Source organism: Clostridium sp. OS1-26 (assembly GCF_030915445.1).
Lineage (GTDB): Bacteria > Bacillota > Clostridia > Clostridiales > Clostridiaceae > Clostridium_AM.
Window position 1 is genome coordinate 2,008,328 of sequence record NZ_CP133264.1, and the last position, 23,757, is coordinate 2,032,084.

The following is a 23,757-nucleotide window of genomic DNA, read 5'->3' on the forward strand; positions in this document are numbered from 1 at the left end:
TATATTCTTAGAGAGTAAATATGAAAACAGGTGGGGATAAAATGAAATATGATGCTCAAAATTCACCAGTAATAGGTATCGATTTAGGTACAACTTATAGTTCAGTTGCAAGATGGACAGGCAAAGATGCCGATGTTTATAGTCCCAAAGGTGAAAGATGTTTAAGATCAGTAGTTTATTATGATGAAAAAAATGATAAATATATATATGGGAATGCTGCTTTTATGAGTGGAATTTTAAATCCAGACAATGTAATTGTTGGTGTTAAGAGATTAATGGATGATAATAGTATTAGGATAAAGTTAGGCCCAAAGGAACATTCTCCAGTAGAAATATCATCAATGATATTGAAGAATATTTATGATAGTATACAGGATATGTTTCCAAGCGGAGTATATAATGCATCAGGAATCGTAGTAACTGTACCATATTATTTTAAGGCACATCAATTTCAAAATACAGAAGAAGCTGCTAAAATGGCAGGACTAAATCTAACAGGAATTATACAAGAGCCAATAGCAGCAGCTTTAGCATATGGTCTTCATCATTCTGAAGCGGACAAGGTTAGGAATGAGAATATCTTAGTTTTTGATTTAGGTGGAGGAACTTTCGATTTAACAATTATTAATATAAAGGAAACAAAAACTGACCTTTTATTTAATGTGATTGGAATTGGCGGAGATGATAGATTAGGCGGATTAGATTTTGACAAGGCATTTATGGATTATATAATTGAAAAAGAAGGAATTGATTTTGAAAGTGTAAAATTAGAAAAGCTTAGAAAAGTAGGAAAACGAAAATTATTAGATACGGTAATAAAGAGTAAAGAAATGCTAAGTGCTACAGATAGTGTATACATAGCTGTTCCTGATGTTATCCCAGGGGTTCATATAGATACAGAATATACAAGAGAAGATTTTGAAAAGTCAATTAAAGATTACTTGAAAAAAATAAGAAAGATAACAAAAGATACTATGGTCAATGCGGGAGTTAAAGCTAGTGATATTAATAAGGTAATAAAGGTTGGTGGCTCAAGCAAAATTTCTATTATGAATGATATAATAAAAGAAGAATGTGGGGAAGGAAAAACTTATTCAGATATAGATCCAAGTCTTTGTGTTGCACAAGGTGCAGCTATATATGCAGCTTATTTAGCTAAGCAATTAGATTTTAATAAAAATATTAAGATAGACACAGTTGTAGCTCATTCATTAGGTGTTGAAGATGGAGACGGAAAATTTATTGTATTAATTGAACAAAATCAGAAAACACCAGCTAAAGAAACTTTGACATTTACAACTGATAAAGATAATCAAACAGAAATTGACGTAGAAGTTTATCAAGGAACTGAAGTTAATGCAAGGGATAATGCGCATGTTGGAACTGTTAGAGTATCAGGATTAAAGCCATTTCCTAAGTACCAGCTAGAAATTATGATAACATTTGAAGTTGGCAGTTCCCAAGAAGTCAAAGTTACAATTCAAGAAGAGCTTAGTAGAATAAATAAAACAGAAGTGTTAAAATTATTCTAATATTAATGTTTATAATGATAGTTCAAGAGGAAAGTAAGAGAGTGTAAAATTCCAGAAAAAGTTTTTTTCAAGAAAGTGATTTGATAGAAACAGATTTTAAAATTGTTATCTACAACAAGAGTTATTTTTATTTGAATATTAATGAATAAACGATCTCTTTTTAGTAAACCTCATAATTGTATTTCTACTTATAGAGTAGAAGTACAATTATGTTGTATACTGCATTTCTTTATAAACGTCGTTTTTGCGTAGCCTAATAAATGTAAAAAATACAACTTTCAGTGTACTAAGTATACTGGGAGTTTTTTATTAGATACAACTTTGATGTGTACTGAAAATATATAATATACATAAAAATGCATATATACTTGCATATATGCATATTTTTATCAACTAACTTATTTTAAAAATGAGTCACCAAAAAGAGATTTCTCCATATAATATTAATGTAGTTAAAAATTTTTTATGAGGTGTATGAATGGAAAAATATTCAATGTCTCAACCAACTGAAATGGCTCCTATGAGTGCAATGCAACCTATGCATGCAATGTGTCCTATGCACGGAATGCAACCTATGCATGCAATGTGCCCTATGCACGGAATGCATCCTATGCATGCAATGCAACCTATGCATGGAATGTATGCTATGCAGCCAATGAGTGCGATGAATGCTATGAACGCGATGAATGCCATGAACGCAATGAACGCGATGAATGCCATGAACGCAATGAACGCAATGAATGGCATGAACGCAATGAATGCTATGAATGCAATGTCTGGAATGTCTGGAATGTATGCTATGACTCCTATGACTCCTATGAGACCAATGTCAGATTAATAAAATTTAAGAAGATAATATTCAAACAAATATTAACAAATGTTATAGAGCTAAATACTGTTGTTCTAAACTTAGTAGTTAGCTCTAATTTTTTATTTTCAATTTTAAAAATTATAAATCTAATAAATTTTTCATATGATATTGATTTATTTTAGTTAAAGAATAATTATATTTTAAAATTTTATATACATTTTCTACTTTATCATAAGAGCAACTAGCTTTAACATCACATTTATTACAATTCCAGCATTTTAGCTGTCCAAATATAGTAAACATATTTTCTTCATTTTTAAAATAAGACATTATCTGTTTAATCATATTTAATGGATAAAAGGCACCTAAAATATTTATACATTCTTCTTCACTTAAGTTATCTGCACGAGTTCCAATATAATCTCTAACACATTTATAGAATTTATATAAATCTTTATTAAGAGGATTAATTTGAATATTTTTCAAAAACTTATCAAAAGATTTATAAGCATTTGCAAAATCACCTGTTTTATAATAGGCAGCAGTAATAAATAGATCAATAGTTACATAGTACCAAGGAAATGTATTTTTTGTTTGTATATTTAAAAATTGTGGTATAGAAGCTGCGCCACTGATATTGCGTTTCTTCATAAGCTGGAGGAGTTCTTCTATTTCTACATTTGATACATGCTCTAAATTTCTTATAGTCTTCTTTATTCTAACAAAATCAGCATACTCTTCTAAGGAATCTATATCATCAATTTTTTCAATTTCACTGAAGCCTGGAATAACTATATGATAACTTGGAAACCCTAAGTAAGATGCATCTCTTACAAAAATATCATGTCCTTCATTTTTTAATAAGTTTATTAAATAGGTAAGCATTGATCTATTGCTCCAGCCTTTAATATCTTTAAATTCCTTAAATTCATAGCTGAACTTTTCTCCAAAAAGTTCAGTAGGGTAGAAGCCTGAGCCATTTACAAGAATTCCTATTAAGTTATTAACTTCATTATCAATTGGATTTTTATAAGAAAATTCCTTTACGCCCTTCATATTTCTAATATCTTGCCCTTGTAGAAGTTCAGTTAATGTTCTTTCAAGTGCCAATTCAAATATTGGATGTGATCCAAATTTAATGAAATATGTTTGATCACTTTGATTAATAAAAATTACACCAACTACAGGATAGTTTTTACCTAATGAACAATCTTTAACGATTACCTTGTAATTTCCACTAGATTCTATTTCTCTAATCATAGCTTCTATTCTAGGGAATTTTGTTATATAATTATGAGGAATAGTTGGAGGTATGATTTTATTAAGGACAATCGCTCTGTTTACAACTCTTTCAAATACTTCTGATAATCCTTGCACTAATGCCTCTTCTATAGTATTTCCAGCGCACATTCCATTAGACATATACATTTTTGAAATCATTTTGATAGGTATATAAGACAAGTTATTATTTGTTAGATTAAGATATGGCAAAGCTACAAAATCACAGTGAGTATCTTCATAAGCAATAGCCATCCATTTTCTTAACAGTTCAACCCTATCGATGTTAGGTCTTACTCTAGACATTTGTATTTGTATCCAATCATCGTTACTATTTAGAACATCATTAATGCTCATGTGCTTTTCATCAGGGGCATAGTAAAATCTTCTATATTGCAGTACCTGTGGACTTAAATCAATAGAAAGCTTAAAAAAAGACTGATTTTGTAATCTTTCCATCAGCTCTCCATAAGCACTTGCCAATGCATATAAAGGTGTAGTGCCTTTACCGTTAGTAGATAAATTGGTATCTTTAATTACTACACTAACTGAGTAAAAGTTTTTTGCTGAATTCTTCCAATTTACTTCTGTGGGGTAAATTCCTATCTTGTAAAGGATATTTTTAATTTTAGTTATTGTATTTATAGGCAATTCGTCTTTACATTTTGTCGTATCTAATGAATTCATTTTATCACCTCATATCAAATATTTATGTTTTTTAGACAATTAGTGAAATTATAAAACACAATTAAATTATATTTATTAAATATACTACTTATGAAATAAATATAATTTTATATGACATGTCTTAGCGTTATTAAGTATAACTATTTATATTCAATTTAAGGCTTAACGTTGCAAATCATTTCTTGATTAGCTGGACATAGGAAAAACCCCCTTTGATAGATTAAGTTTAATTCTACCATAGGGGGTTTTTAAGTTTATTATCTGTTTTTGGGGATTAAGATTAGCTTTTAGCTGCAGCCTGTAGTTGAACCACAGTCAAGACAAACCATGCAGGTGCCGTTTCGTACCATTCTAGTGCTTGCGCAAGTTGGACAGCTAAAACCATAAAGTCTTTCTCCATCTACTTTTTTTGTTTTAAAGTTATTTTCACATGTTTCAGATGAAGCTACAGCTGTTTCAAAATTAGTAGATAAACTATCTTCACCATAATTTTCAGGCTTAACCTGACATCTTGAGAAATCCCCAAGTTCAATATCAATTACCTTACTAATTAAATCAGATATAGAAGTAACATATTTTATGTAAGGATGCTTTTGTACAAAACCATATGGTTCATACTTTTGAGCTCTAAGCATTCTTGCTATATCTTGAGGAGGTACATGATATTGAAGCATTACAGAGATTGATTTAGATAATGAGTTTAATAATCCTGTAATTATAGTTCCTTCTCTATCTGTAGTTATATATATTTCAGAGATTTCACCATTTTCACGTCTATTAACTGTAGTATATACTTTAACATCATCTATTTGAGCTGGATGCGTAGTGCCACGACGTATGCCTACAGGTTTATCACGTCTTGAATATCTAACCCCTTTTTGAAGTTCTTTAGCACGCGCGAGAAGCTGATTATAAGTTAAGTTTTCAAGCTTTGAATCGGAGACATCAGTTAAACTCGTATTTAATGGCTGTGATGCCTTTGAGGAATCTCTGTATAACGTAATTCCTTTAACTCCTAACTTCCAGGAGGATAAAATAACATTTTTAAAATCATCTACTGTTGCTGTTTTAGGTAAATTAACAGTTTTTGATATTGCCCCGGATATAAGCGGGGTTATACAGGATACCATAAGTACATGGCCCGTTGGAGCTATATATCTTTCACCACTTCCGCAGCGATTAGATGTATCAAATATAGCTAGGTGTTCATCTTTTAGATGAGGTGCTCCTTCAATTTTACCATCTAATATTTTTTCATAAGTAAATCCATTCTCTGTTACAGTTTCTTTTTGTACTACGTAATCTAAAATATCGCTAATTTGATCCTTAGTATAACCAAGCTTTTTTAATGCAGCGGTTATAACTGGGTTTATTATTGTCAAGAATCCTCCGCCAGAAAGCTTTTTATAAACGATATGGCTAAAGAATGGTTCTATTGATGTAGCACTGCAATCCATAGCAAAAGATATAGTACCAGTAGGTGCTATAACTGAAACCTGTGCATTTCTATAGCCGAATTTTGACCCAAAGTCTAGTGCTTTAACCCAAGCATTTTTAAGGCTGTAGCTAATATATTTTAGACCTTCTTTTTCTAAAATTTCATGATTTACTTTTAGTGGATCATAGTTTAATCCTTCAAATTCATCTGAAAAATCTATGTTTATACCTTGATTAACTAAAAACTTAGAATTTACTCCAGCAGCTCTAGAGTGATTCCTAATAACTCTCATCATATAAGGCTTATTGATTTCAAATTTTTCAAAAGGACCTACTTCCTTTGCCATAATTGAGGATACATAATAAGAATATCCTGTTAAAGTACCAATTAAGGATGAAGTTAAGGCTCTAGCTTCTTTGGAATCATAAGGGTATCCCATCACCATAAAAAGCGATGCAATGTTAGATATACCCAAGCCTGTTGGTCTGAACATGTATGTTTTTCTTGCTATATCTTCTGTAGGATATTGGCCCCATTGTATTGAAGCTTCAAGTATTAGTTGTGTAAGTCCTATTATATGTAAATATCCGTCTATATCAAATTTACCTGTATTTATATTATAAAATTTATATATATTTATTGAAGCTAAATTACAGGAGGAGTCATCTAAAAATGCATATTCTCCACAAGGATTTGTAGAATTAATTTTGTTATAAGGAGCATTTAGAATTCCGTCCTCTCCGGCAGGACATGTATGCCAAGCGTTAAAGGTATCGCTGAACTGAGGTGCAGGATCTGCACATTGCCAAGCGGAAAAATTAAATGATTCCCATAGCTCTGAAACCTTTGTCACTTTATTAAATTTTGAATCCACTCTGCCCTTAAGTTCGATAGTTGCATCAGGTTCTTTATCCAGACTATCAACTTTTTTCATAAAGAAATCAGAAAGTCTTATAGAATTATTGCTGTTTTGACCTGAAACTGTTTCATATGCTTCGCCATCAATATCTATGTCATAATCCATCTTTCCAAGAGCTCTAACTTTATTCTCTTCTTTTGCTTTCCATGTAATGAAATCCATGATTTCTGGATGGTCTATATCAAGGCATACCATTTTTGCAGCTCTTCTAGTAGTTCCGCCAGATTTTATAGCCCCAGCGTTTCTATCTAAACCCTTTAAAAAGCTCATAAGCCCTGAGGATACTCCGCCACCTGATAGCTTTTCACCTTTTGCCCTTATACATGAAAAGTTTGTGCCTGTTCCTGAGCCACCCTTAAAAAGCTTAGTTTCTGTAACATATTGTTCAGAAATTGAATGATGTCCTAAAAGTTTATCTTCAATGGACAATATAAAGCAAGCAGATGCCTGTGTTCTTGAATAGTTGTCTGGACTTTCAACGACTTTGCCTTCTTTTTCATCAAAGTAATAATTCGACTGTTTATTGCCCTTTATTCCGTAAGACTGAGCCAGACCTGTGTTAAACCACTGAGGAGAATTAGGTGCATACATCTGATTTAATAGACCATAGACACATTCATCATAAAAGATAGAAGCCTCTTCATCCGTTTTTATGATACCTTCATCTTTTAGTGCTTCACACCAGAAGTTAACCATTCTATGTGCTACAGCTCTCATGCTGTTTTCATAGCCAATTTCATTAGGTATTCCTGCTTTTCTAAAGTACTTTGAAGCTATAATATCGCAGGCTGTTTGAGAATAATGCTCAGGAAACTCTAAGTCTTTCATATCAACTAATACTTTGCCAGTTTTATGATCTTTTAAAAATACGTCAACTTTTTTCCATTTAAATAAATCAAAAACTGTTTTACTGTTATCCTTTGACAAATCCTTTGTGTAATATCTTTTTAGTAAATCCTTTATGTAACTCAACAAAAGCTACCTCCTTGTAAATGTTAATATAACTAGTTTATCCGATGACTACCCGCTCTAATACTCCCTCGCACTCTGTGAAAGTGATTCACACAAAATCATAGACTTTGGCTCTCTGCTTTTCTTAAAGATGGAGTAAAGGGCGGCTACGTCCCTGGATTCGTTCAACTAAGAATCAGGTGAGGTTTGAGACCCCATCTGATTCAAGTTTCCACTTCATAGATAGATTGCATATAGTAAAAACTTAATATACAGGTATATATATGTAAAGTTACTATATGTAGTGTTATTATAAAAAAATAACCACTATATGTAGTGATGATATTATTATAGACTACATGGATATTAAATTCAACAATAACAATTTTACATAATCGAGCAAATTTCACGGTTAATAGTTATTAATCGCAAGTATTTATTAATTTGTAGAATATATTAAATATAATTTTACCCATGGATATTTTGTTTAATCATTTAACTAATTTGAAAAATTAGGTATAATTTATATAATAGAATAAGTATTTCAGACAAGATTTTACTTTATCTGAATTTTATAGATTAGGAGATGAGTATATGATTAGAAATTTTAAGGAGTATACTCCTAAAGTACACGAAAGTTGTTTTGTGGCTGATACTGCTGAAGTCATTGGAAAAGTAACTTTAGATGAAAAGGCAAGCGTATGGTTTGGAGCAGTAATTAGGGGTGATAGTAATACTATTCATATTGGGAAAGGCTCAAATATCCAAGACAATTGCACTGTTCACGCTAATATTAGTGGTACACCTACTGAAGTGGGAGACTACGTAACTGTTGGACATAACGTAGTTTTACATGGATGTAAAATTGGAAGCTATTCATTAATTGGTATGGGATCAATTATACTAGATGGTGTGGAAATAGGAGAAGGAACAATGATTGGTGCAGGAAGCCTTGTACCTCCTAATAAAAAAATACCTTCTGGAGTTTTATGCATGGGGTCACCAGCAAAGGTTGTTAGAGAGCTTACAGAAGAAGAAAAGGAATATGTTAGAGGAGCAGCAGAGCATTATTTAGAAGAAGCTGAAGCATATAAATAGGATTCTGAAAATACCAAGGGGGATAAAATATTTATTCCTTGGTATTTTAATTTTTTGTTCACCTAATTAAAAGTATAATTATAAAATAATATTAGTAATCAATATTAGGTGAATAAGTATGGAGATATTAAAATTAGGTTCTAGAGGAACTGAGGTAATGAAAATACAGGCAGTCCTAAAGAAAATAGGGTATAATCCTGGTCCGGTAGATGGTGTATACGGAAGAATGACAGAAGAAGCTGTAAGAGCCTTTCAAAGGGATAATGGCTTGACTTCAGATGGAATCATAGGACCAGCTACTTATAATGCACTGGAAAAGTTTATAGTTGGTTATGATACTTACACTATAAAAAGTGGTGATACACTTTATAGTATTGCATCAAAATATTATACACAGCCCTATAAAATAATAGTGGCTAATCCAGGAATTGACCCTTATAATTTAAAACCTGGAGCAAAGATTATAGTACCCTATGGAATTGATGTTGTTGATACTAATGTTAATTATACTTACGATATATTAAAGCGTGATCTACAGGGATTAAAGGCTAGGTATCCATTTATAGAATTAGGTTCTGCAGGAAATAGTGTACTTGGAAGAGAGCTATACTATGTTAGACTTGGTGAGGGGCCTAATCAGGTCTTTTATAACGGGGCTCATCATGCATTAGAGTGGATTACTGCACCGCTTCTAATGAAATTCATAGAAAATATGGCGAAAGCTTATACAGAAGCTAAAACTATAAAAGGCTATGATATAAGTGAAATATGGAGTAGAAGCACTATATTTATAATGCCTATGGTAAATCCAGATGGAGTTGATTTAGTAATTAACGGTCTTAGTAGAAATAACCCATATTATAATGATTTGATAAAATGGAACAATGGAAGCACTGATTTTTCGAAAAATTGGGAAGCTAATATAAGAGGTGTAGATTTAAATCATAATTATAATGCATCATGGGAGTTATCAAAAGAAGCAGAGGCAGCCTATGGTGTATATGGGCCTGGTCCAACAAGATACTCAGGACCTTATCCAGAATCAGAGCCAGAAACTAAGGCTGTTGCTAACTTTACAAGAGCACATAATTTTAGATTAGTTTTAGCTTATCATTCTCAAGGAGAGGTTATCTATTGGCAATATGATGGAATGACTCCTCCTGAATCTAGAAAAATAGGAACACTATTTTCACAAGTAAGTGGTTATTCCTTAGAGAGCACCACTGGAATAACTTCTTACGCAGGGTATAAGGATTGGTTTATTCAAGAATATAGAAGGCCTGGGTTTACTATAGAAGTAGGCAAAGGAAAAAATCCTCTGCCATTAACTCAGTTTGATAAGATATATAGAGATAATGAAGAGTTACTAATATTAGCATCAGTAGTTTAAATATATGAAAAAATTATATAATTGAAAAATAATAAAAAAGAATTATAGTATGTTTAAAGAATGGTTGAAATATTTTGCAAGAAAACACCTTATATAGCTAAAGCTTGGCTATGTAGGGCGTTTTTATTTTATAAAGTTTTGGGATAAATTTTTATAAACATAAAAAACTATATAATAAAATATTCTCCACGAGGGTGATTAGATGAAAAAAAGAATAGTTATATTTATTCTAACGATTATAGTCCTGATTAGCGGCACTGTGTATGCTAAGCAGGATAAATATGAGGTTCACTTTTTAGATGTAGGGCAGAGTGATTGTATTTTAATTAAAGCGTGGAACAAAAATTATATAATAGATACAGGAGCAGCATACTATTTTAATAGAATTTTAAAATACCTAGAATCGAACTCTATAGATAAAGTAGATATGATTATACTTACTCACTATCATGATGATCATTATGGTGGACTTTTAAGATTAGTTCAAAGTAAAAAAGTAAAAAATGTGCTAATACCTAATCATTATAATGAAGTAAAAGTTGATTTATATAAAGACTTAGCACAAAGTGGAGTAAAAGTAAAAAATATAGGTCAGGGTTGGAAACTAAAAAAAGGGAAGGTAGAACTAGAAGCAGTAGCTCCTTTGAAAGAAGATGACATCATAGAAAATAATAATTCAATAGTAATAAAGGGAGAAATAGATGGAATAAAGTATTTATTTGCTGCTGATTGTGAAAAAAATGAGGAAGAAGATATGTTAAAAAAAGGTGTTATTGAAAAATGTGATATTCTAAAGGTACCACATCACTCACTAGATACTAGTAGTACAGAAAACTTCATGAACGTTGTAAAACCTAAGGTTGCTATTGTGACCTCCGATGGTATAGGAACACCAGATGATAAGATAATAGAAAGAATACATAACAAGGGAGCGCTAGTATTAAGAAGTGACTTACATGGAAATATAGTAATTAAAAATGATTTTATAAGGTGCGATAAAAATGGAATCAGTATTAGGATAAATAAAAATTAGAAGTATGCTGATATATACAGCAACTTCTTTTATATTTTATTTATAAACTAATATACCTGCAATACCTGAAATAGCTATTATTAGGATTGGATGAAGCTTTTTGGATAATAGTAAAGCCATAATAAAAATTCCTATAAAAACACTTTTTAGATCATGATAAGATTCTTTTGCTAGAGATAAAAAAGCAGATATTATAAGGCCTATAAGAGCAGGGCGCATTCCAAGAAGTACGGCTTTCATTGCTTTGGATTCTTTAAATTTCATTATATAATGGGTTGCTATGGAAACAAGAAGAAAAGAAAAGGTTACAACACCTATAGTTCCAGCAACACTTCCGTAAAAACCATAAACTTTATATCCCACAAAGGTAGCAGAGTTTATGGCAATAGGACCGGGAGTCATCTGAGAGATACCTATTATATCTATAAAATCTTTATAATTGATCCAATGATCATTGGAAACAATTTCCCTTTCAATTAAAGGCAGCATTGCATATCCTCCGCCAAAGCTAAAGGCTCCTATTTTCAAAAATGCCCAAAATAATTGTAGTGTTACATGCATATTTATTCAACTCTCTTTCTGAGAAATAGATAACCATATATACCAGCTATAATTATAGTAAGTACTGGATGGATTTTAAAAACATTGATGCAAATAACTGTGGCTATTATTATAAATAAATTTATATAGTCTTTTTTCAATGATTTGGAAAGACTAACTACGGCAATTAGTACCAACATTGGTACTGCAGCTCCTATGCCTTTAAATATTAAGTCTACATAATAGTAATTTCTAAATTGCATAAAAAAAGCAGCTATAAAAAGTATAATTAAGAAAGATGGAAGAATAGTCCCAAGAAGCGCAAGTATTGCTCCAAGTATGCCACTAATTTTATAACCTATAAATATAGAGGTATTAACAGCAAGAGCTCCAGGGAAGGATTGCGATATTATTAGTATATCTAAAAATTCATTTTTATTGACCCATTCTTTGTTTTTAACAACTTCAGTTTCTATCAATGGAATCATTGCATAACCACCACCAAAAGTAAATGCTCCTATTTTAAAGAAACTCCAAAATATTATAAAGTATTTTTTCATGAAATTCACTCCTAAAGTGTATTAGAATATTGTTAAAGATTTAAAATAATTTTTAAGCAATCCATTTAATACCACTTTATATTAAAGTTTATAAAAAGTAAAGAAGGCTGAAAATAATCAGCCTTCCCTATCTGAAGGTAAAAACTAAATAATTTTAATAACTATTTATGATCACCAAGACTATTTTCATATTTATCTGTTGGGTATAGATCCTTTGTAAAGTGTAAATTTAGCATCATATTCTTCTTTTTGTCTATATAGTTCTTCCGCAGACATTCCGCTTATAGGAGAGCCTAATTGAGAGACATTTTGCTCAGTAACAGGATTTTGATTGTTTGCGTTATGATTTTTTTCCATAAATATTCACCTCAGTTTTTAGGATATGCAGGTTAGAGAAAAAGTATAAGAGTAATTTTTAGGATATAAAAATAAACAATTACATTTTTACATGCAATTAAATAGAGTATAAATTTAAAAACTGTACAAACTTTTAATATAAAGTTAAAACTTAACTTTATATTAAAAATCTAATTAATTTAATGAGGAGGAAATAACTATGGCACGTAGAGGAAATAGAGCATTAATACCAGAAGCTAGACAGGGATTAGATAAATTTAAAATGGAAGCAGCAAGAGAAGTTGGAGTAAACTTAACACAAGGATATAATGGTGATCTTACTTCAAGAGAAAATGGTTCTGTTGGAGGACAAATGGTTAAGAAAATGGTAGAGGCTTATGAAAAAGGGCTATAATATAAACTAATTACGGTGAGGATGATTCAAAGTTAAAATGAGTCGTCCTCATTTTTTTCTAGTTAGTTTCCCTGTAAAAAAATATTCATGAAATTTATATAAATATCAGATATAATATTTATATAATTAAGGTATCTGTCGATATACATATTAGTATAAAAACATGGAGGTAAGAATATGGAAATATCAAGAGTAGGAAGAACGACCAGCGTTCCTGCTGAGAAGAAATCCATAACTGTTAAAAAAGATTTTTCTCAAAGCTTTAACTCACAAATGGAAAAAAGATCAGAACAACAACTTAAGGAAATGTTTGATAATATAAAGAAAAAAGGAAACAGGCTTGCGATAACTAAATGTTATTCAGATGTTAAGTCCTATAAAAAAATGATAAAAGATTATCTTGAATCTGTATTAAATTACATGTACAAAGTAAAAAAGGATATAAGCTTTTGGCAAACACAATATTTCATAACAGTAGATACTATCGATCAAAAGCTTGAAGAGCTTACACAAAAGCTTGTCGATGACCAAAAAGAAAACTTAAGTGTAGCAGCGACTATTGATGACATAGCAGGTCTTTTAGTTGATATTTATAAATAAAGATGTAGAGATTCATGTAATACTTAATGATTTTTAGAAAGTGGTAACAAAAGCAGGGTACCACTTTCTATCTAAAATTAGTTGTATCTGTGGAACCTTCTACAAATACATGTGGTTCAACTATTAATTCTGTTTTATACATTATATTACCTTCAAGTTTTTCGCGAGGATATGCTTTATGAAAAGTATCTGCTACATCAAATATGTCCAGACCTTTCTTTTTATATTCATCAAATAGCTGTAAAGAAAACTTTTTTATATTTGATTCTGCATTCTTTTGAATATCATCAATTGTACCCTGATCAAATGTTAAACTCTTCTGAGCTTCAGTCACAATTGCTCGTGTATTTATTATTTTTCTTAAGGTAACTGCTTTACCATCATAATATATTTTTGTATCTGTTTTATTTTTCAAAATTTCTAAAGTTACAAAATCATTAGAAGAATTAGGGTTAGATACCTCTAAAGTGCCTCCTTTTATATTATCTATTAGGAAGTTATAACTTTCAGTTTCAGCTTCTGGAAGTTTTCCTATCATTTTGAAATCCTTTATTATAGCACCATCAGTTATTGTAACCTTATCTTCCAACTGGTTTTTTTTCAGTTCTACCATTGGTACAACACAAACATTATTTTCGGAGTAACTTTTATTTAAAAAGTCATTTAAACTTAATATGGTTCCTCGGGATGATGAAGGCGTATTATAAATAAGATCATGTATGAATAAACCTATATAATCTTGCTCTTTAAGTTTGGCATTAATCAATGCCTGAGGATCCCCTTTATAAATTACAATATCAGATCGTATGACGAACTGTTGGCCTCTATCAAATACATCTATAAAGCGGTCTAGTCCTTTTTCAGCAGCTTTTTCTGTAAATATAATACCTCTGCATTGAGTATAATTAAGCTTATAGCTTGAAGATAAATTTAGATTTCTAAATGTTTCGAAGAGAGTTTTTCCAGTACCTTGGAATAATACCCTCGAACCCTTTCCAGAGGAAGCCTTTCCACCTCTTGAGGGCTTAAAAGCTTCTTCATATACTACTGGCATACCTTCTTCGTCTACATCAACTATTACAGAAGTTGTAAATATTACTTTATCTATATCTGTATAGTTAAAACAACCATTAAAAAGAAATGTACTTAAAATAAGAAAATATAAAAGAATTTTTTTCATTTTCTTTCATCCTCATCTGCTTGTAACATATTTTTAGAAATAACTTTAAGATTATCTCTTGCTGCTAAATCTCTATAATCAAATTGTTCTGATGTAGTAAATGGCATAAAATAAGGATAACCGCAGCTATTTAGTGAGCCGACATGTGCACAGAATATAAAAATTGCCATAAAAAATCCCATAAGCCCAAGTAATGATGATAAAATTATGACGATAAATTCCCAGAATACCATTGCAGTGTTGAGCTTAGGAGTTAAAAAGGAGGTTATAGCTGATAGTGCAACAATTATTACTGTACTTTGTGAAGCTAAACCAGCACCAACTGCTGCATCACCTAATATTAATGCTCCTACTATACTAATTGCCTGCCCTATGGGTTGAGGCAATCTTATACCAGCTTCTCTTAAAAATATGAAGAAAAAAGTCATTATTACTACTTCAACTGCAAGAGGAAGAGGAACATCAGCTCTAGATGCAGCAAGTCTAAATATAAACTCTAAAGGAACTAGCGAAAAATGATGTGTAGTTAATGCTATGTATATACCAGGTAAAAACAAGGATATCATAAAGGCCAATATTCTTAATACTCTTGTAAAATTTGAGTAATATTTATTTAAATAATAATCATCAGCGGTTTGAAAGTTTTCTATAAAAAAATATGGTGCAATTAATGCAAAAGGAGTTCCGTCCACTAAGACTACAACTTTTCCCTCTAATATTTTAGATGAAGCTATATCTGGCTTTTCGGTATATCCTATAGTATCAAAAAAGGTATATTTGCATTGTAACTGCTCTTGTATATAATTTATATCTAATAAAAAATCTAGATTAATATTTGATAGCTTTTTCTTTATATAATCTACTAAGTTATTAGGAGCAGAGCCTCTGAGATATACTAAAGCTATAATAGTGTTAGATTTTTCACCTAAAAGCTGAGTTTCAACGGTTAAGTTCGCATTTTTAATTTTTCTTCTTATTAATGAAATATTATCTACTATAACTTCATTAAAACCCTCTCTAGGACCCTTTAATACCGCTTCTGCTATTGGTATTGAAATGCTTCTTTTACTAAATCCTTTAGCCTCACAATATATTGCTGAAGTTATAAAATCAAAAACTATAACTACATCACCAGATAAAATATGAATGACTGCATCTTCTTTTGTTTTAATATCTCCCACAGAATTACTATAGAGAACATTCTTTTTTATGTCCTCTACATTTGCCTGTATATTATCATCTTTAATAAATGGAGCAATAATATATTCACTTATGAATTTGGAGTCACAAAGATTATCTATAAAAAATAAATTAATAGTGCCAAGGTTGCATTTCAATTCCCTATGCTTAAAGTCTGAGTTAGGTTTTAGTTTTAAATATATGTATTGTAAGTATTCATTCATAAACATCACCATTTTTATTATTTGTTTTTTTTAGGATAACATTCATTGTTTAGTAAATAATATTTTTGTAGCAATATTTACAATAAAGAACGGAGAATGGTAATGGATAAGTTAAACTTTAAACATTTATTTTTTATAATATGTGCTACAACAATACCAGCCCTTAAAACCTATCCACAAATATTTATGAGGTATGCTAAAAAAGAGAGTTGGATTTCTGTTATAATTGCGGGAATAATTATAATACTTTACTTTAACTACATAATAAAGATATGTGTAAAAAATAACTGTTTTAGCTTACATGAGATATATACCAATGCCTTAGGAAAATTATTGGGAAACCTATTTCTAATTTTATTTTTATTTACATTATTTCTATCTTTATTGGGAAGTGCTTCACTTGAAACAAGTGTTGTACATTTTAATTTATTTGTTGAAAGTCCTAATTGGTACATTGCACTTTTTATTATTCTTCCAGGATTATATACAGTTTTAAAAGGAAAAAACGCCGTAATTATAGTAATAATGGTTAGTATAATTATTTCAGTAATAAATGGAATAAATCTGTATATGCTCACTTATCATTTTAAAGAATACAAAAGATTATTTCCGGTTTTTGAAAAAGGAATAAATTTAGATTTTTTTATAGGTACAGCCAAGGCTCTAGGGCTCTATGCATCTGCATCAATTGCATTACCATACATAGCTCAAATCAAAGATAAAGAAAGAGTACGTAGATGTGCAGTATTCACTCTTATATTTGTTGTACAAATGATAATTGTTTCAATAGATGGTATTTTAGTTACTTTTTCCGTTGAAAGAGCAAATGTTATAATTTTCCCTAAGCTTATACAAACACAATTAATATCTTATTTTGGTTTTATTGCTAGCGGAGAATTTTATGTAATATTTCAAGTTATATCAGGCTGGTTTGCAAAGTATGTAGCAACCTTTTTTGTATACTGCTTATTCTAAAGGAGCTTAAAATAGAAAAGGTATGCAATGTAAGAGTTTTACCCTACACAATATCTGCACTTATATATATAGGTGCTTTATGTACTACTAATAGCTTATTAGGATTATTTAAGTTTTTAAACTTTTATGATTTTATGGCTCTTATAAATTTTTTCATTATGCCTACTATTATTTTTATGATATATAGTTTTAGAGTTAAGGCATCTGAAAGAAAAACTAAGCAAACACAAAATTAACCTAGGACTAAAGTTATAAAAATTGTTATAAAGTAATAACCTCAATACTATTGTGTTGAGGTTATTACTTTAGCTATAACTATATAAAATTTATCCTAGAAGTTGACCTTCTACTTTTTCTATCTATAAAAACTATTTTTCCAAAGACTATAGCTTGCATCTGATGGCATTCGGAAGTCACCTCTAGGAGAAAGACTAACTGTACCAACCTTTGGTCCATCAGGCATTGCTGAACGTTTAAATTGTTGAGTAAAAAATCTTCTTATAAACGTATCTAGCCATTTTTTTATAATTGCTTCATCATAATCTCCTTTAAAGGCATGTTTAGCTAAGAATAATATCCTTTCAGGAGTAGAACCATGCCTTATAAAGTTATATAAGAAGAAATCATGTAATTCATAAGGACCAACAATATCTTCTGTCTTTTGAGCTATATTTCCTTCGCTATCTTTAGGTAAAAGCTCGGGACTTACAGGAGTATCAAGTATATCCATTAGTATATTTGATACTTCTTCTCGTACTTCCTTTTGAGCTACGTATTTAACTAAATATCTAACTAGCGTTTTAGGAATAGAAGCGTTTACCCCATACATAGACATGTGATCACCATTATAGGTGCACCAGCCTAGTGCTAACTCGGATAGATCGCCGGTTCCGATTAAAAGACCACCTTCTTTATTAGCTATATCCATAAGTATTTGAGTTCTTTCTCTTGCCTGAACATTTTCATAGGTAACATCATGTTTTTGAGCAGGGTGGTTTATATCATTAAAATGCTGAAGACAAGCAGGAACTATATTTACCTCTCTAAGTTCTGTACCAAGATTTTTACACAGATTAATAGCATTATTATATGTTCTATCCGTAGTTCCAAAACCAGGCATAGTCACTGTTATTATATTCTCACTTGGAATATTTAGCATTTTAAAGGTCTTTACTATAACTAAAAGAGCTAATGTAGAGTCTAATCCGCCAGATATACCAACTACTGCATTTCTTAGTCCTGTGTGTGTCATTCGTTTTGCTAGAGCTGAGGTTTGTATATTAAATATTTCCTTGCAACGCAGTTCCCTTTCGGCTTCATTTGAAGGCACAAATGGATGCTTATCAATATATCTATTGAATATGCCATAATTAGTGCTTTTAAATTTGAACTCTATATTTAGGGGTTCAAAAGGGAGTAATTTAACACTGTCTCTAAAGCTTACGTTTTTGAGTCTTTCACTATTTAATTTATTAATATCTATAATAGATGTTATAACTTGATTTTCTCTTTGAAATCTATCATTATAGCTTGATAGAACTCCATTTTCACCTATGAGTAAATCTCCACTAAAAACTAAGTCTGTAGAAGATTCAAAGACTCCACTGGAAGCATAAATGTATGAGCTTATACATCTTCCACTTTGAGACTTAACTAGTTCTTTTCTATACTCTGATTTACTAACCACTTCATTTGATGCTGATAAGTTACCTATAATATTAGCACCCATTAAAGTAAGATAGCTGCTAGGAGGAATAACAGTCCATAAATCCTCGCATATTTCAAAACCAAATCTAAAATCTCCACAAGTAAAAATTAGATTAGTACCAAAGGGAATATTTTTTTGAAAGAATAAATCTATCTCTTCGTCTACAAGTCCTACCCCTTCAGTAAACCATCTTTTCTCATAAAACTCTGTATAATTTGGTATAAAACTTTTAGGTACTATTCCAAGAATTTTACCTTCAAAAATTACATATGCACAATTATATAAGCAATAATTATATGTAAGAGGCGCTCCTACTGTTATAAGTATATCTTTTCCCTTAGAGTAGTTACATAAATACTGCAATCCCTCTATGGCTTTAGTAAGCAATAGTTTTTGTTCAAATAGATCGCCACAGGTATAGGATGTTATGCACAGTTCAGGAAAAACTATAAGTTTAGAATTTTGTTCTACAGCTGTATCTATGCATTTTTTAATATTTTCTAAATTAAACTCTATATCAGCTACATTTGTTATTGGACATGCAGCTGCTACTCTTATAAAGTCAGCCATTGGCATTATATCATCTCCTTATTAAATGATGTATGCTATATTAAGTAATATCTTTGACTTAATATTTTAGATTCCTTACTTAAATAATGTTATCAGATTATTTCAATACAATTATCAAATACAAAAGATAAATTGTCAAATTATATTAATTCACTTAAATAAGAGTATTGACATAATATGATAAGTGATATATAAAATGCAATTACATCTAAATTGTAAATATTTCAAGAGAATGTAAGAGAGCTTGTCCAGAACTGCGATTTATAGGATAAAACAGTATTTAATATCATATTTTAATATTAAACAAAACTTTATTTAATTTATAATATACTGTATTATGAAAACATAAGTTATATAAGATGAGGCATATATATTATAAAGATTATGTAATAAGAAAGGGGGAGTTTGATATGACAGGTACTATTATTTTGTGGGTAGTCATTGGTTCGATAGCTCTGCTTATAGATATTATAACTAGCGCTTTTATATTTGTTTGGTTTACAATTGGAGCTATTGCAGCAATTATAGCGCAAATACTAGGTTGTTCTTTGGCAGTTCAGTCTATTATATTTGTAGCAATAAGTGCTATATTAATGGCAGTTGGGTATCCAATGGCTAAAAAGAGTATTAAAATGTCTGTAAAGCCTACACCAACTAGAGAACAGACCTATTTAGGAAAAGAAATTGTTGTGGATGAAGACATAGTAAGTAATGGATCTGTAAAAATAGATGGGGTATATTGGGCTGCTAAAAATGAAGGTGAGATGGTTAAAAAGGGAGACAAGGCAAAAATTATAGGCGTTGAAGGAAATAAGATAATTATTGAAAAGATTTAGGAGGATGAGAGATGTTTGGAAAAATTTTGTTTTTAATTATTCTGGTTTTCATAATTGTTACTATTATATCTTCTATTAAAATTGTTAACACTGGATATGTGTATGTAGTTGAAAGATTTGGTCAATTTCATAGGATATTAGAACCAGGTTGGCATTTAGTAATTCCATTTGCAGATTTTGTTAGACAGAAGGTTTCAACAAAGCAACAAATACTTGATATTGAACCTCAAAATGTTATTACAAAGGATAATGTAAAGATATCAGTAGACAATGTTATATTTTATAAAGTGATGAATCCTAAAGATGCAATTTATAACATAGAGAGTTACAAATCAGGTATAATTTATTCAACTATAACAAACATGAGAAATATAGTGGGAAATATGGCACTTGATGAAGTTTTATCAGGAAGAGATATTATAAATTCTGAGCTTTTAAAAGTTGTTGACGATATTACAGATGCTTATGGAATAAAAATTCTATCTGTTGAAATTAAAAACATAATACCACCAGGAGAAATTCAACAGGCTATGGAAAAGCAGATGAAAGCAGAAAGAGATAAGAGAGCTGTAATTCTTGAAGCAGAAGGTGCTAGACAAAGTGCTATAGCAAGAGCAGAAGGTGAGAAACAATCAAAAATACTACAGGCAGAAGCAGAGAAAGAAGCAAACATTAGACGTGCAGAAGGATTAAGAGAATCTCAGCTACTTGAAGCAGAAGGTAAGGCAAAAGCAATCGAAGCAGTTGCAGAAGCACAAGCAAAGGCTATTGAAATGGTAAACAAGTCTATAATAGATTCCGGTACAAATGAAACAGTTATTGCTCTTAAGCAGGTAGAAGCTCTCCAAGAAATGGCTAAAAATCCTGCGAATAAGCTTATACTTCCAAATGAAACTCTATCTTCTTTTGGAAACATTGCGGCTGTAGCAGAAATAATTAAAGGCACTAAATAGAATAAGGTTTCAATTTAGAAAGTTAACTTAAACTACTGGAGATATTAAAATAGTAAATAATTTTTAATAGGTAGAGCTTTTGTATAAACAAAGGCTCTACCTATTTGTGCATCTATAAAAAGAAAATTAAATATAAATAGAGTGTGGCTATAGCTACTGTTAAAATAGTCATTGGAAAAGCAACTTTAAAATATTTCTTAAAAGTAATTTTATGGCCTCTCTCTCCTGCCATGCTAATGGCAAGAACATTTGCACTAGATCCGATTATTGTACCGTTTCCTCCAAAACATGCACCAAGAGAAAGTGCCCACCATAAAGGTGTAAGATTAATTCCAGAGAGCTCTCCCATATCTTTAATCATTGGTATCATTGTTGCAACGAAAGGAATGTTATCAACAAAGGCTGATGCAATGGCTGAGACCCATAATATTGACATAGTTGTTAGAACTAAATTTCCATGAGTTATATTTAATACCCACTCCGCTAGAAGCTTTATTGCACCAACTTCCTGAAGACCACCTACAAGCATAAATAGTCCGCTAAAGAAAATAATAGTGCTCCACTCAACCTCATGTAGTATTTTTTCAGGATTTAGTTTTGATATAGATAGAAGGATAACTGCACCTGTAATTGCGATGGTTGCAGATTCATAATGAAGCACTCCATGAAGTATAAAGCCAATAAAGGTTAATGCGAGTACTACTATACTTTTAATGAGAAGTTTCTTATCTTTTATTGCTGATTTTTCATCCATTCTTAAAACTTTTTCTTTTGCCTCTTCTGTTGTAGTTAACATATTTTTATATATTAAAGCAAAAATGAAAGTTGTTAAAAATAATAGTGGCATAGCAATAGTAGCATCAACTTTTATAAAATCAATAAATTTTAGACCTACTGAACTTCCTATCATAATATTTGGCGGATCGCCTACCATAGTTGCCGTTCCACCTACGTTAGATGCAAAAATTTCAGTTATTATAAAAGGAATAGGAGATATATGCAAATCTTTTGCTATATCAAATGTTATTGGGATTATCAACAATATAGTTGTGACATTATCAAGTACAGCTGAAAGAACACCTGTTACTATAGATAAGAATATAAGCAATATTTTTGGATCACCCTTTGCTATTTTTGCAGCTTTAATTGCCATATATTCAAATAATCCAGTTCTTTTAACAACCATAACTATAATCATCATACCAATTAAAAGTCCAATAGTATTATAATCAATATGACCGAAGGCATGCTCCTGGCTTATTATTCCTGTAAGTATCATTAAAGAAGCTCCAATAAAAGCAATCAATGTTCTATCAAGTTTCTCAAATATGATAAATACATAAGCTATAAGAAATATAGAGCAGGCTAAAATAATTTTAATTGAGTTATTATCCATAATTAGATCCTCCTAGTTAAATTATTATTTGAGTTTTATCTTAAAATATTTACGCACGCAAAAAAGGCGGAAAAGTCCATAAAATGGACTTCCCACCCTAGAAGTCAGATGCTTGAAAACGAATATAATTCGATCAACCGTACTTAAATATTAAGTTAATTTAATAGTAACATAATATTTAAGGATAATCAACTATGTGTTATATGGTTAAGTATATCACATAGGGCATTGATCGTTGTGCAATGATCAATGCCCTATATTGTAGTTTTATTAAGTTTTGAAAATAGTGGATAACTTTTCTCGACAATTATAATTTTAATATTTTTATGTATTTATTTGGTAACAAAAGTATTAAAATTAGTTACAAATAAGTTACAGTTATATGATATCGATAATTTTCAAAAGATAAGTATGATATAATTACAACACAATCATATTAAATATGAGGAGGATTTTATGGAAAGAAAGGTTCTATTAGTAGAGGACGAAAGCTCTATAAGAGGCTTTTTAAAGATAAACTTTAAAAGAAATAATTTTATTGTAATAGAAGCGGAGAGTGGAGAGGAAGCAATTGAAAAAGCAAGGCGGGAGAAACCTATTATAACGATATTAGATATAATGCTTCCTGGAATGGATGGATTTAAAGTTTGTGAGCTTTTAAGAAAGGAATTCCCCAATATGGGGATTATAATGCTTACGGCTCGAAGTCAAGATATGGACAAGATAATGGGCTTAGAGTTTGGAGCAGATGATTATATGATAAAACCTTTCAATCCACAAGAGTTGATTGCCAGAGTAAATGCGCTTTTAAGACGTATAGGAAATAGTGTAGATACCTCAATTAAGGTACTAACGTCCGGCTATTTTAATATAGATGAAACTGCAATGAAAGCTTATAAAGGAGGCAAAGAGTTAGATTTGACTCCAAAGGAGTATTCACTTATTAAGATATTCATAGAAAATGAAAATAAGGCTTTAAGTCGTGATGAATTATTAGATTTGGTCTGGGGGTACAGTTATTTAGGAGACACAAAAATAGTAGATGTAAATATAAGAAGATTGAGAGAAAAAATAGAAGATAACTCCTCAGAGCCCAAGTATATAGAAACAGTTTGGGGTGTAGGGTATAGGTGGAGAAAGGATTGATA

The 23,757-nt window shown here is 30.6% G+C and carries 20 protein-coding genes and 1 other annotated feature; of the genes, 11 read left to right on the top strand and 9 right to left on the bottom strand.

The annotated features are described in order from the left end of the window. The first annotated feature begins 41 nt into the window (after positions 1 to 41). Both RCG18_RS09940 and RCG18_RS09945 read left to right on the top strand, forming a co-directional pair. On the top strand, positions 42 to 1,532 hold the full coding sequence (locus RCG18_RS09940; RefSeq protein ID WP_308041139.1) for an Hsp70 family protein: 1,491 nt from the start codon (positions 42 to 44) through the stop codon (positions 1,530 to 1,532). A gap of 478 nt (positions 1,533 to 2,010) precedes the next feature. Beyond that, on the top strand, positions 2,011 to 2,370 hold the full coding sequence (locus tag RCG18_RS09945; RefSeq protein WP_308041140.1) for a hypothetical protein: 360 nt from the start codon (positions 2,011 to 2,013) through the stop codon (positions 2,368 to 2,370). Between the two features lie 111 nt (positions 2,371 to 2,481). On the opposite strand, the gene RCG18_RS09950 is transcribed toward RCG18_RS09945, so the two are convergent. After that, a complete protein-coding gene (locus RCG18_RS09950; RefSeq protein ID WP_308041141.1) occupies positions 2,482 to 4,308 on the bottom strand; it encodes a YcaO-like family protein in 1,827 nt (608 codons plus the stop codon). A 287-nt stretch (positions 4,309 to 4,595) separates the two neighbouring features. Continuing rightward, entirely contained in the window at positions 4,596 to 7,637 is a 3,042-nt protein-coding gene (locus RCG18_RS09955; protein WP_308041142.1) for a vitamin B12-dependent ribonucleotide reductase, read from the bottom strand. A gap of 573 nt (positions 7,638 to 8,210) precedes the next feature. On the opposite strand from RCG18_RS09955, the gene RCG18_RS09960 reads away from it, so the two are divergent. The 3 genes from RCG18_RS09960 (at position 8,211) to RCG18_RS09970 (ending at position 11,137) form a co-directional block, all read left to right on the top strand. Continuing rightward, positions 8,211 to 8,714: a gamma carbonic anhydrase family protein gene (locus RCG18_RS09960; RefSeq protein ID WP_308041143.1), complete on the top strand. Its 504-nt coding sequence runs from the start codon at positions 8,211 to 8,213 to the stop codon at positions 8,712 to 8,714. A 118-nt stretch (positions 8,715 to 8,832) separates the two neighbouring features. Then, on the top strand, positions 8,833 to 10,104 hold the full coding sequence (locus tag RCG18_RS09965; protein ID WP_308041144.1) for a M14 family metallopeptidase: 1,272 nt from the start codon (positions 8,833 to 8,835) through the stop codon (positions 10,102 to 10,104). A gap of 202 nt (positions 10,105 to 10,306) precedes the next feature. Continuing rightward, positions 10,307 to 11,137, top strand: a complete 831-nt coding sequence (locus RCG18_RS09970; protein WP_308041145.1) for an MBL fold metallo-hydrolase — start codon at positions 10,307 to 10,309, stop codon at positions 11,135 to 11,137. Positions 11,138 to 11,173: 36 nt separating this feature from the next. Here the strand turns inward: RCG18_RS09970 and RCG18_RS09975 are convergent, their stop codons facing one another. The 3 genes from RCG18_RS09975 to RCG18_RS09985 all read right to left on the bottom strand — a co-directional run bounded on the left by RCG18_RS09975 (position 11,174) and on the right by RCG18_RS09985 (position 12,594). Further along, positions 11,174 to 11,698, bottom strand: coding sequence for a chromate transporter (locus tag RCG18_RS09975; RefSeq protein WP_308041146.1), 525 nt, complete (start codon positions 11,696 to 11,698; stop codon positions 11,174 to 11,176). A gap of 2 nt (positions 11,699 to 11,700) precedes the next feature. Then, the gene (locus tag RCG18_RS09980) at positions 11,701 to 12,237 is read right to left on the bottom strand and encodes a chromate transporter (RefSeq protein ID WP_308041147.1); all 537 of its coding nucleotides are present in this window, start codon (positions 12,235 to 12,237) and stop codon (positions 11,701 to 11,703) included. Positions 12,238 to 12,429: 192 nt separating this feature from the next. After that, on the bottom strand, positions 12,430 to 12,594 hold the full coding sequence (locus RCG18_RS09985) for a hypothetical protein (protein WP_308041148.1): 165 nt from the start codon (positions 12,592 to 12,594) through the stop codon (positions 12,430 to 12,432). Between the two features lie 199 nt (positions 12,595 to 12,793). Between RCG18_RS09985 and RCG18_RS09990 the strand changes: the two genes are divergently transcribed. Next, complete coding sequence (locus RCG18_RS09990) at positions 12,794 to 12,988, top strand: alpha/beta-type small acid-soluble spore protein (protein WP_308041149.1); 195 nt, start codon at positions 12,794 to 12,796, stop codon at positions 12,986 to 12,988. Positions 12,989 to 13,165: 177 nt separating this feature from the next. Next, positions 13,166 to 13,588, top strand: coding sequence for a YaaR family protein (locus RCG18_RS09995; RefSeq protein ID WP_308041150.1), 423 nt, complete (start codon positions 13,166 to 13,168; stop codon positions 13,586 to 13,588). A 67-nt stretch (positions 13,589 to 13,655) separates the two neighbouring features. Here RCG18_RS09995 and RCG18_RS10000 read toward each other — a convergent pair whose 3' ends face one another. Beyond that, positions 13,656 to 14,768, bottom strand: a complete 1,113-nt coding sequence (locus RCG18_RS10000; protein WP_308041151.1) for a Ger(x)C family spore germination protein — start codon at positions 14,766 to 14,768, stop codon at positions 13,656 to 13,658. Beyond that, positions 14,765 to 16,171, bottom strand: coding sequence for a spore germination protein (locus tag RCG18_RS10005; RefSeq protein WP_308041152.1), 1,407 nt, complete (start codon positions 16,169 to 16,171; stop codon positions 14,765 to 14,767). The genes RCG18_RS10000 and RCG18_RS10005 overlap by 4 nt, the downstream gene beginning before the upstream one ends. A 102-nt stretch (positions 16,172 to 16,273) precedes the next feature. Here RCG18_RS10005 and RCG18_RS10010 point away from each other — a divergent pair, with 102 nt between their 5' ends. Then, entirely contained in the window at positions 16,274 to 17,146 is an 873-nt protein-coding gene (locus tag RCG18_RS10010; RefSeq protein ID WP_308041153.1) for an endospore germination permease, read from the top strand. A gap of 355 nt (positions 17,147 to 17,501) precedes the next feature. On the opposite strand, the gene RCG18_RS10015 is transcribed toward RCG18_RS10010, so the two are convergent. Continuing rightward, positions 17,502 to 19,430 carry an NAD(+) synthase gene (locus tag RCG18_RS10015; protein WP_308041154.1) on the bottom strand — a complete coding sequence of 643 codons (1,929 nt, stop codon included), beginning with the start codon at positions 19,428 to 19,430 and terminating at the stop codon, positions 17,502 to 17,504. 404 nt (positions 19,431 to 19,834) lie between these two features. Between RCG18_RS10015 and RCG18_RS10020 the strand changes: the two genes are divergently transcribed. After that, positions 19,835 to 20,260: an NfeD family protein gene (locus RCG18_RS10020; RefSeq protein WP_308041155.1), complete on the top strand. Its 426-nt coding sequence runs from the start codon at positions 19,835 to 19,837 to the stop codon at positions 20,258 to 20,260. 11 nt (positions 20,261 to 20,271) lie between these two features. After that, entirely contained in the window at positions 20,272 to 21,213 is a 942-nt protein-coding gene (locus RCG18_RS10025; protein WP_308041157.1) for an SPFH domain-containing protein, read from the top strand. 112 nt (positions 21,214 to 21,325) lie between these two features. On the opposite strand, the gene RCG18_RS10030 is transcribed toward RCG18_RS10025, so the two are convergent. Then, entirely contained in the window at positions 21,326 to 22,609 is a 1,284-nt protein-coding gene (locus RCG18_RS10030; protein WP_308041158.1) for an ArsB/NhaD family transporter, read from the bottom strand. 86 nt (positions 22,610 to 22,695) lie between these two features. Beyond that, positions 22,696 to 22,748: a sequence feature (sodium ion sensor (DUF1646 type); this cis-regulatory element may regulate processes involved in with the transportation of sodium ions), on the bottom strand. A 317-nt stretch (positions 22,749 to 23,065) separates the two neighbouring features. Here RCG18_RS10030 and RCG18_RS10035 point away from each other — a divergent pair. Beyond that, positions 23,066 to 23,755: a response regulator transcription factor gene (locus RCG18_RS10035; protein ID WP_308041159.1), complete on the top strand. Its 690-nt coding sequence runs from the start codon at positions 23,066 to 23,068 to the stop codon at positions 23,753 to 23,755. Positions 23,756 to 23,757 lie beyond the last annotated feature (2 nt).

What these genes read in the sequence shown, in the direction of transcription:
- RCG18_RS09940 (WP_308041139.1), top strand. Translation starts at nt 42, where the DNA reads ATGAAATATGATGCTCAAAATTCACCAGTAATAGGTATCGATTTAGGT.
- RCG18_RS09945 (WP_308041140.1), top strand. Translation starts at nt 2,011, where the DNA reads ATGGAAAAATATTCAATGTCTCAACCAACTGAAATGGCTCCTATGAGT.
- RCG18_RS09950 (WP_308041141.1), bottom strand. Translation starts at nt 4,308, where the DNA reads ATGAATTCATTAGATACGACAAAATGTAAAGACGAATTGCCTATAAAT.
- RCG18_RS09960 (WP_308041143.1), top strand. Translation starts at nt 8,211, where the DNA reads ATGATTAGAAATTTTAAGGAGTATACTCCTAAAGTACACGAAAGTTGT.
- RCG18_RS09965 (WP_308041144.1), top strand. Translation starts at nt 8,833, where the DNA reads ATGGAGATATTAAAATTAGGTTCTAGAGGAACTGAGGTAATGAAAATA.
- RCG18_RS09970 (WP_308041145.1), top strand. Translation starts at nt 10,307, where the DNA reads ATGAAAAAAAGAATAGTTATATTTATTCTAACGATTATAGTCCTGATT.
- RCG18_RS09975 (WP_308041146.1), bottom strand. Translation starts at nt 11,698, where the DNA reads ATGCATGTAACACTACAATTATTTTGGGCATTTTTGAAAATAGGAGCC.
- RCG18_RS09980 (WP_308041147.1), bottom strand. Translation starts at nt 12,237, where the DNA reads ATGAAAAAATACTTTATAATATTTTGGAGTTTCTTTAAAATAGGAGCA.
- RCG18_RS09985 (WP_308041148.1), bottom strand. Translation starts at nt 12,594, where the DNA reads ATGGAAAAAAATCATAACGCAAACAATCAAAATCCTGTTACTGAGCAA.
- RCG18_RS09990 (WP_308041149.1), top strand. Translation starts at nt 12,794, where the DNA reads ATGGCACGTAGAGGAAATAGAGCATTAATACCAGAAGCTAGACAGGGA.
- RCG18_RS09995 (WP_308041150.1), top strand. Translation starts at nt 13,166, where the DNA reads ATGGAAATATCAAGAGTAGGAAGAACGACCAGCGTTCCTGCTGAGAAG.
- RCG18_RS10000 (WP_308041151.1), bottom strand. Translation starts at nt 14,768, where the DNA reads ATGAAAAAAATTCTTTTATATTTTCTTATTTTAAGTACATTTCTTTTT.
- RCG18_RS10005 (WP_308041152.1), bottom strand. Translation starts at nt 16,171, where the DNA reads ATGAATGAATACTTACAATACATATATTTAAAACTAAAACCTAACTCA.
- RCG18_RS10010 (WP_308041153.1), top strand. Translation starts at nt 16,274, where the DNA reads ATGGATAAGTTAAACTTTAAACATTTATTTTTTATAATATGTGCTACA.
- RCG18_RS10015 (WP_308041154.1), bottom strand. Translation starts at nt 19,430, where the DNA reads ATGCCAATGGCTGACTTTATAAGAGTAGCAGCTGCATGTCCAATAACA.
- RCG18_RS10020 (WP_308041155.1), top strand. Translation starts at nt 19,835, where the DNA reads ATGACAGGTACTATTATTTTGTGGGTAGTCATTGGTTCGATAGCTCTG.
- RCG18_RS10025 (WP_308041157.1), top strand. Translation starts at nt 20,272, where the DNA reads ATGTTTGGAAAAATTTTGTTTTTAATTATTCTGGTTTTCATAATTGTT.
- RCG18_RS10030 (WP_308041158.1), bottom strand. Translation starts at nt 22,609, where the DNA reads ATGGATAATAACTCAATTAAAATTATTTTAGCCTGCTCTATATTTCTT.
- RCG18_RS10035 (WP_308041159.1), top strand. Translation starts at nt 23,066, where the DNA reads ATGGAAAGAAAGGTTCTATTAGTAGAGGACGAAAGCTCTATAAGAGGC.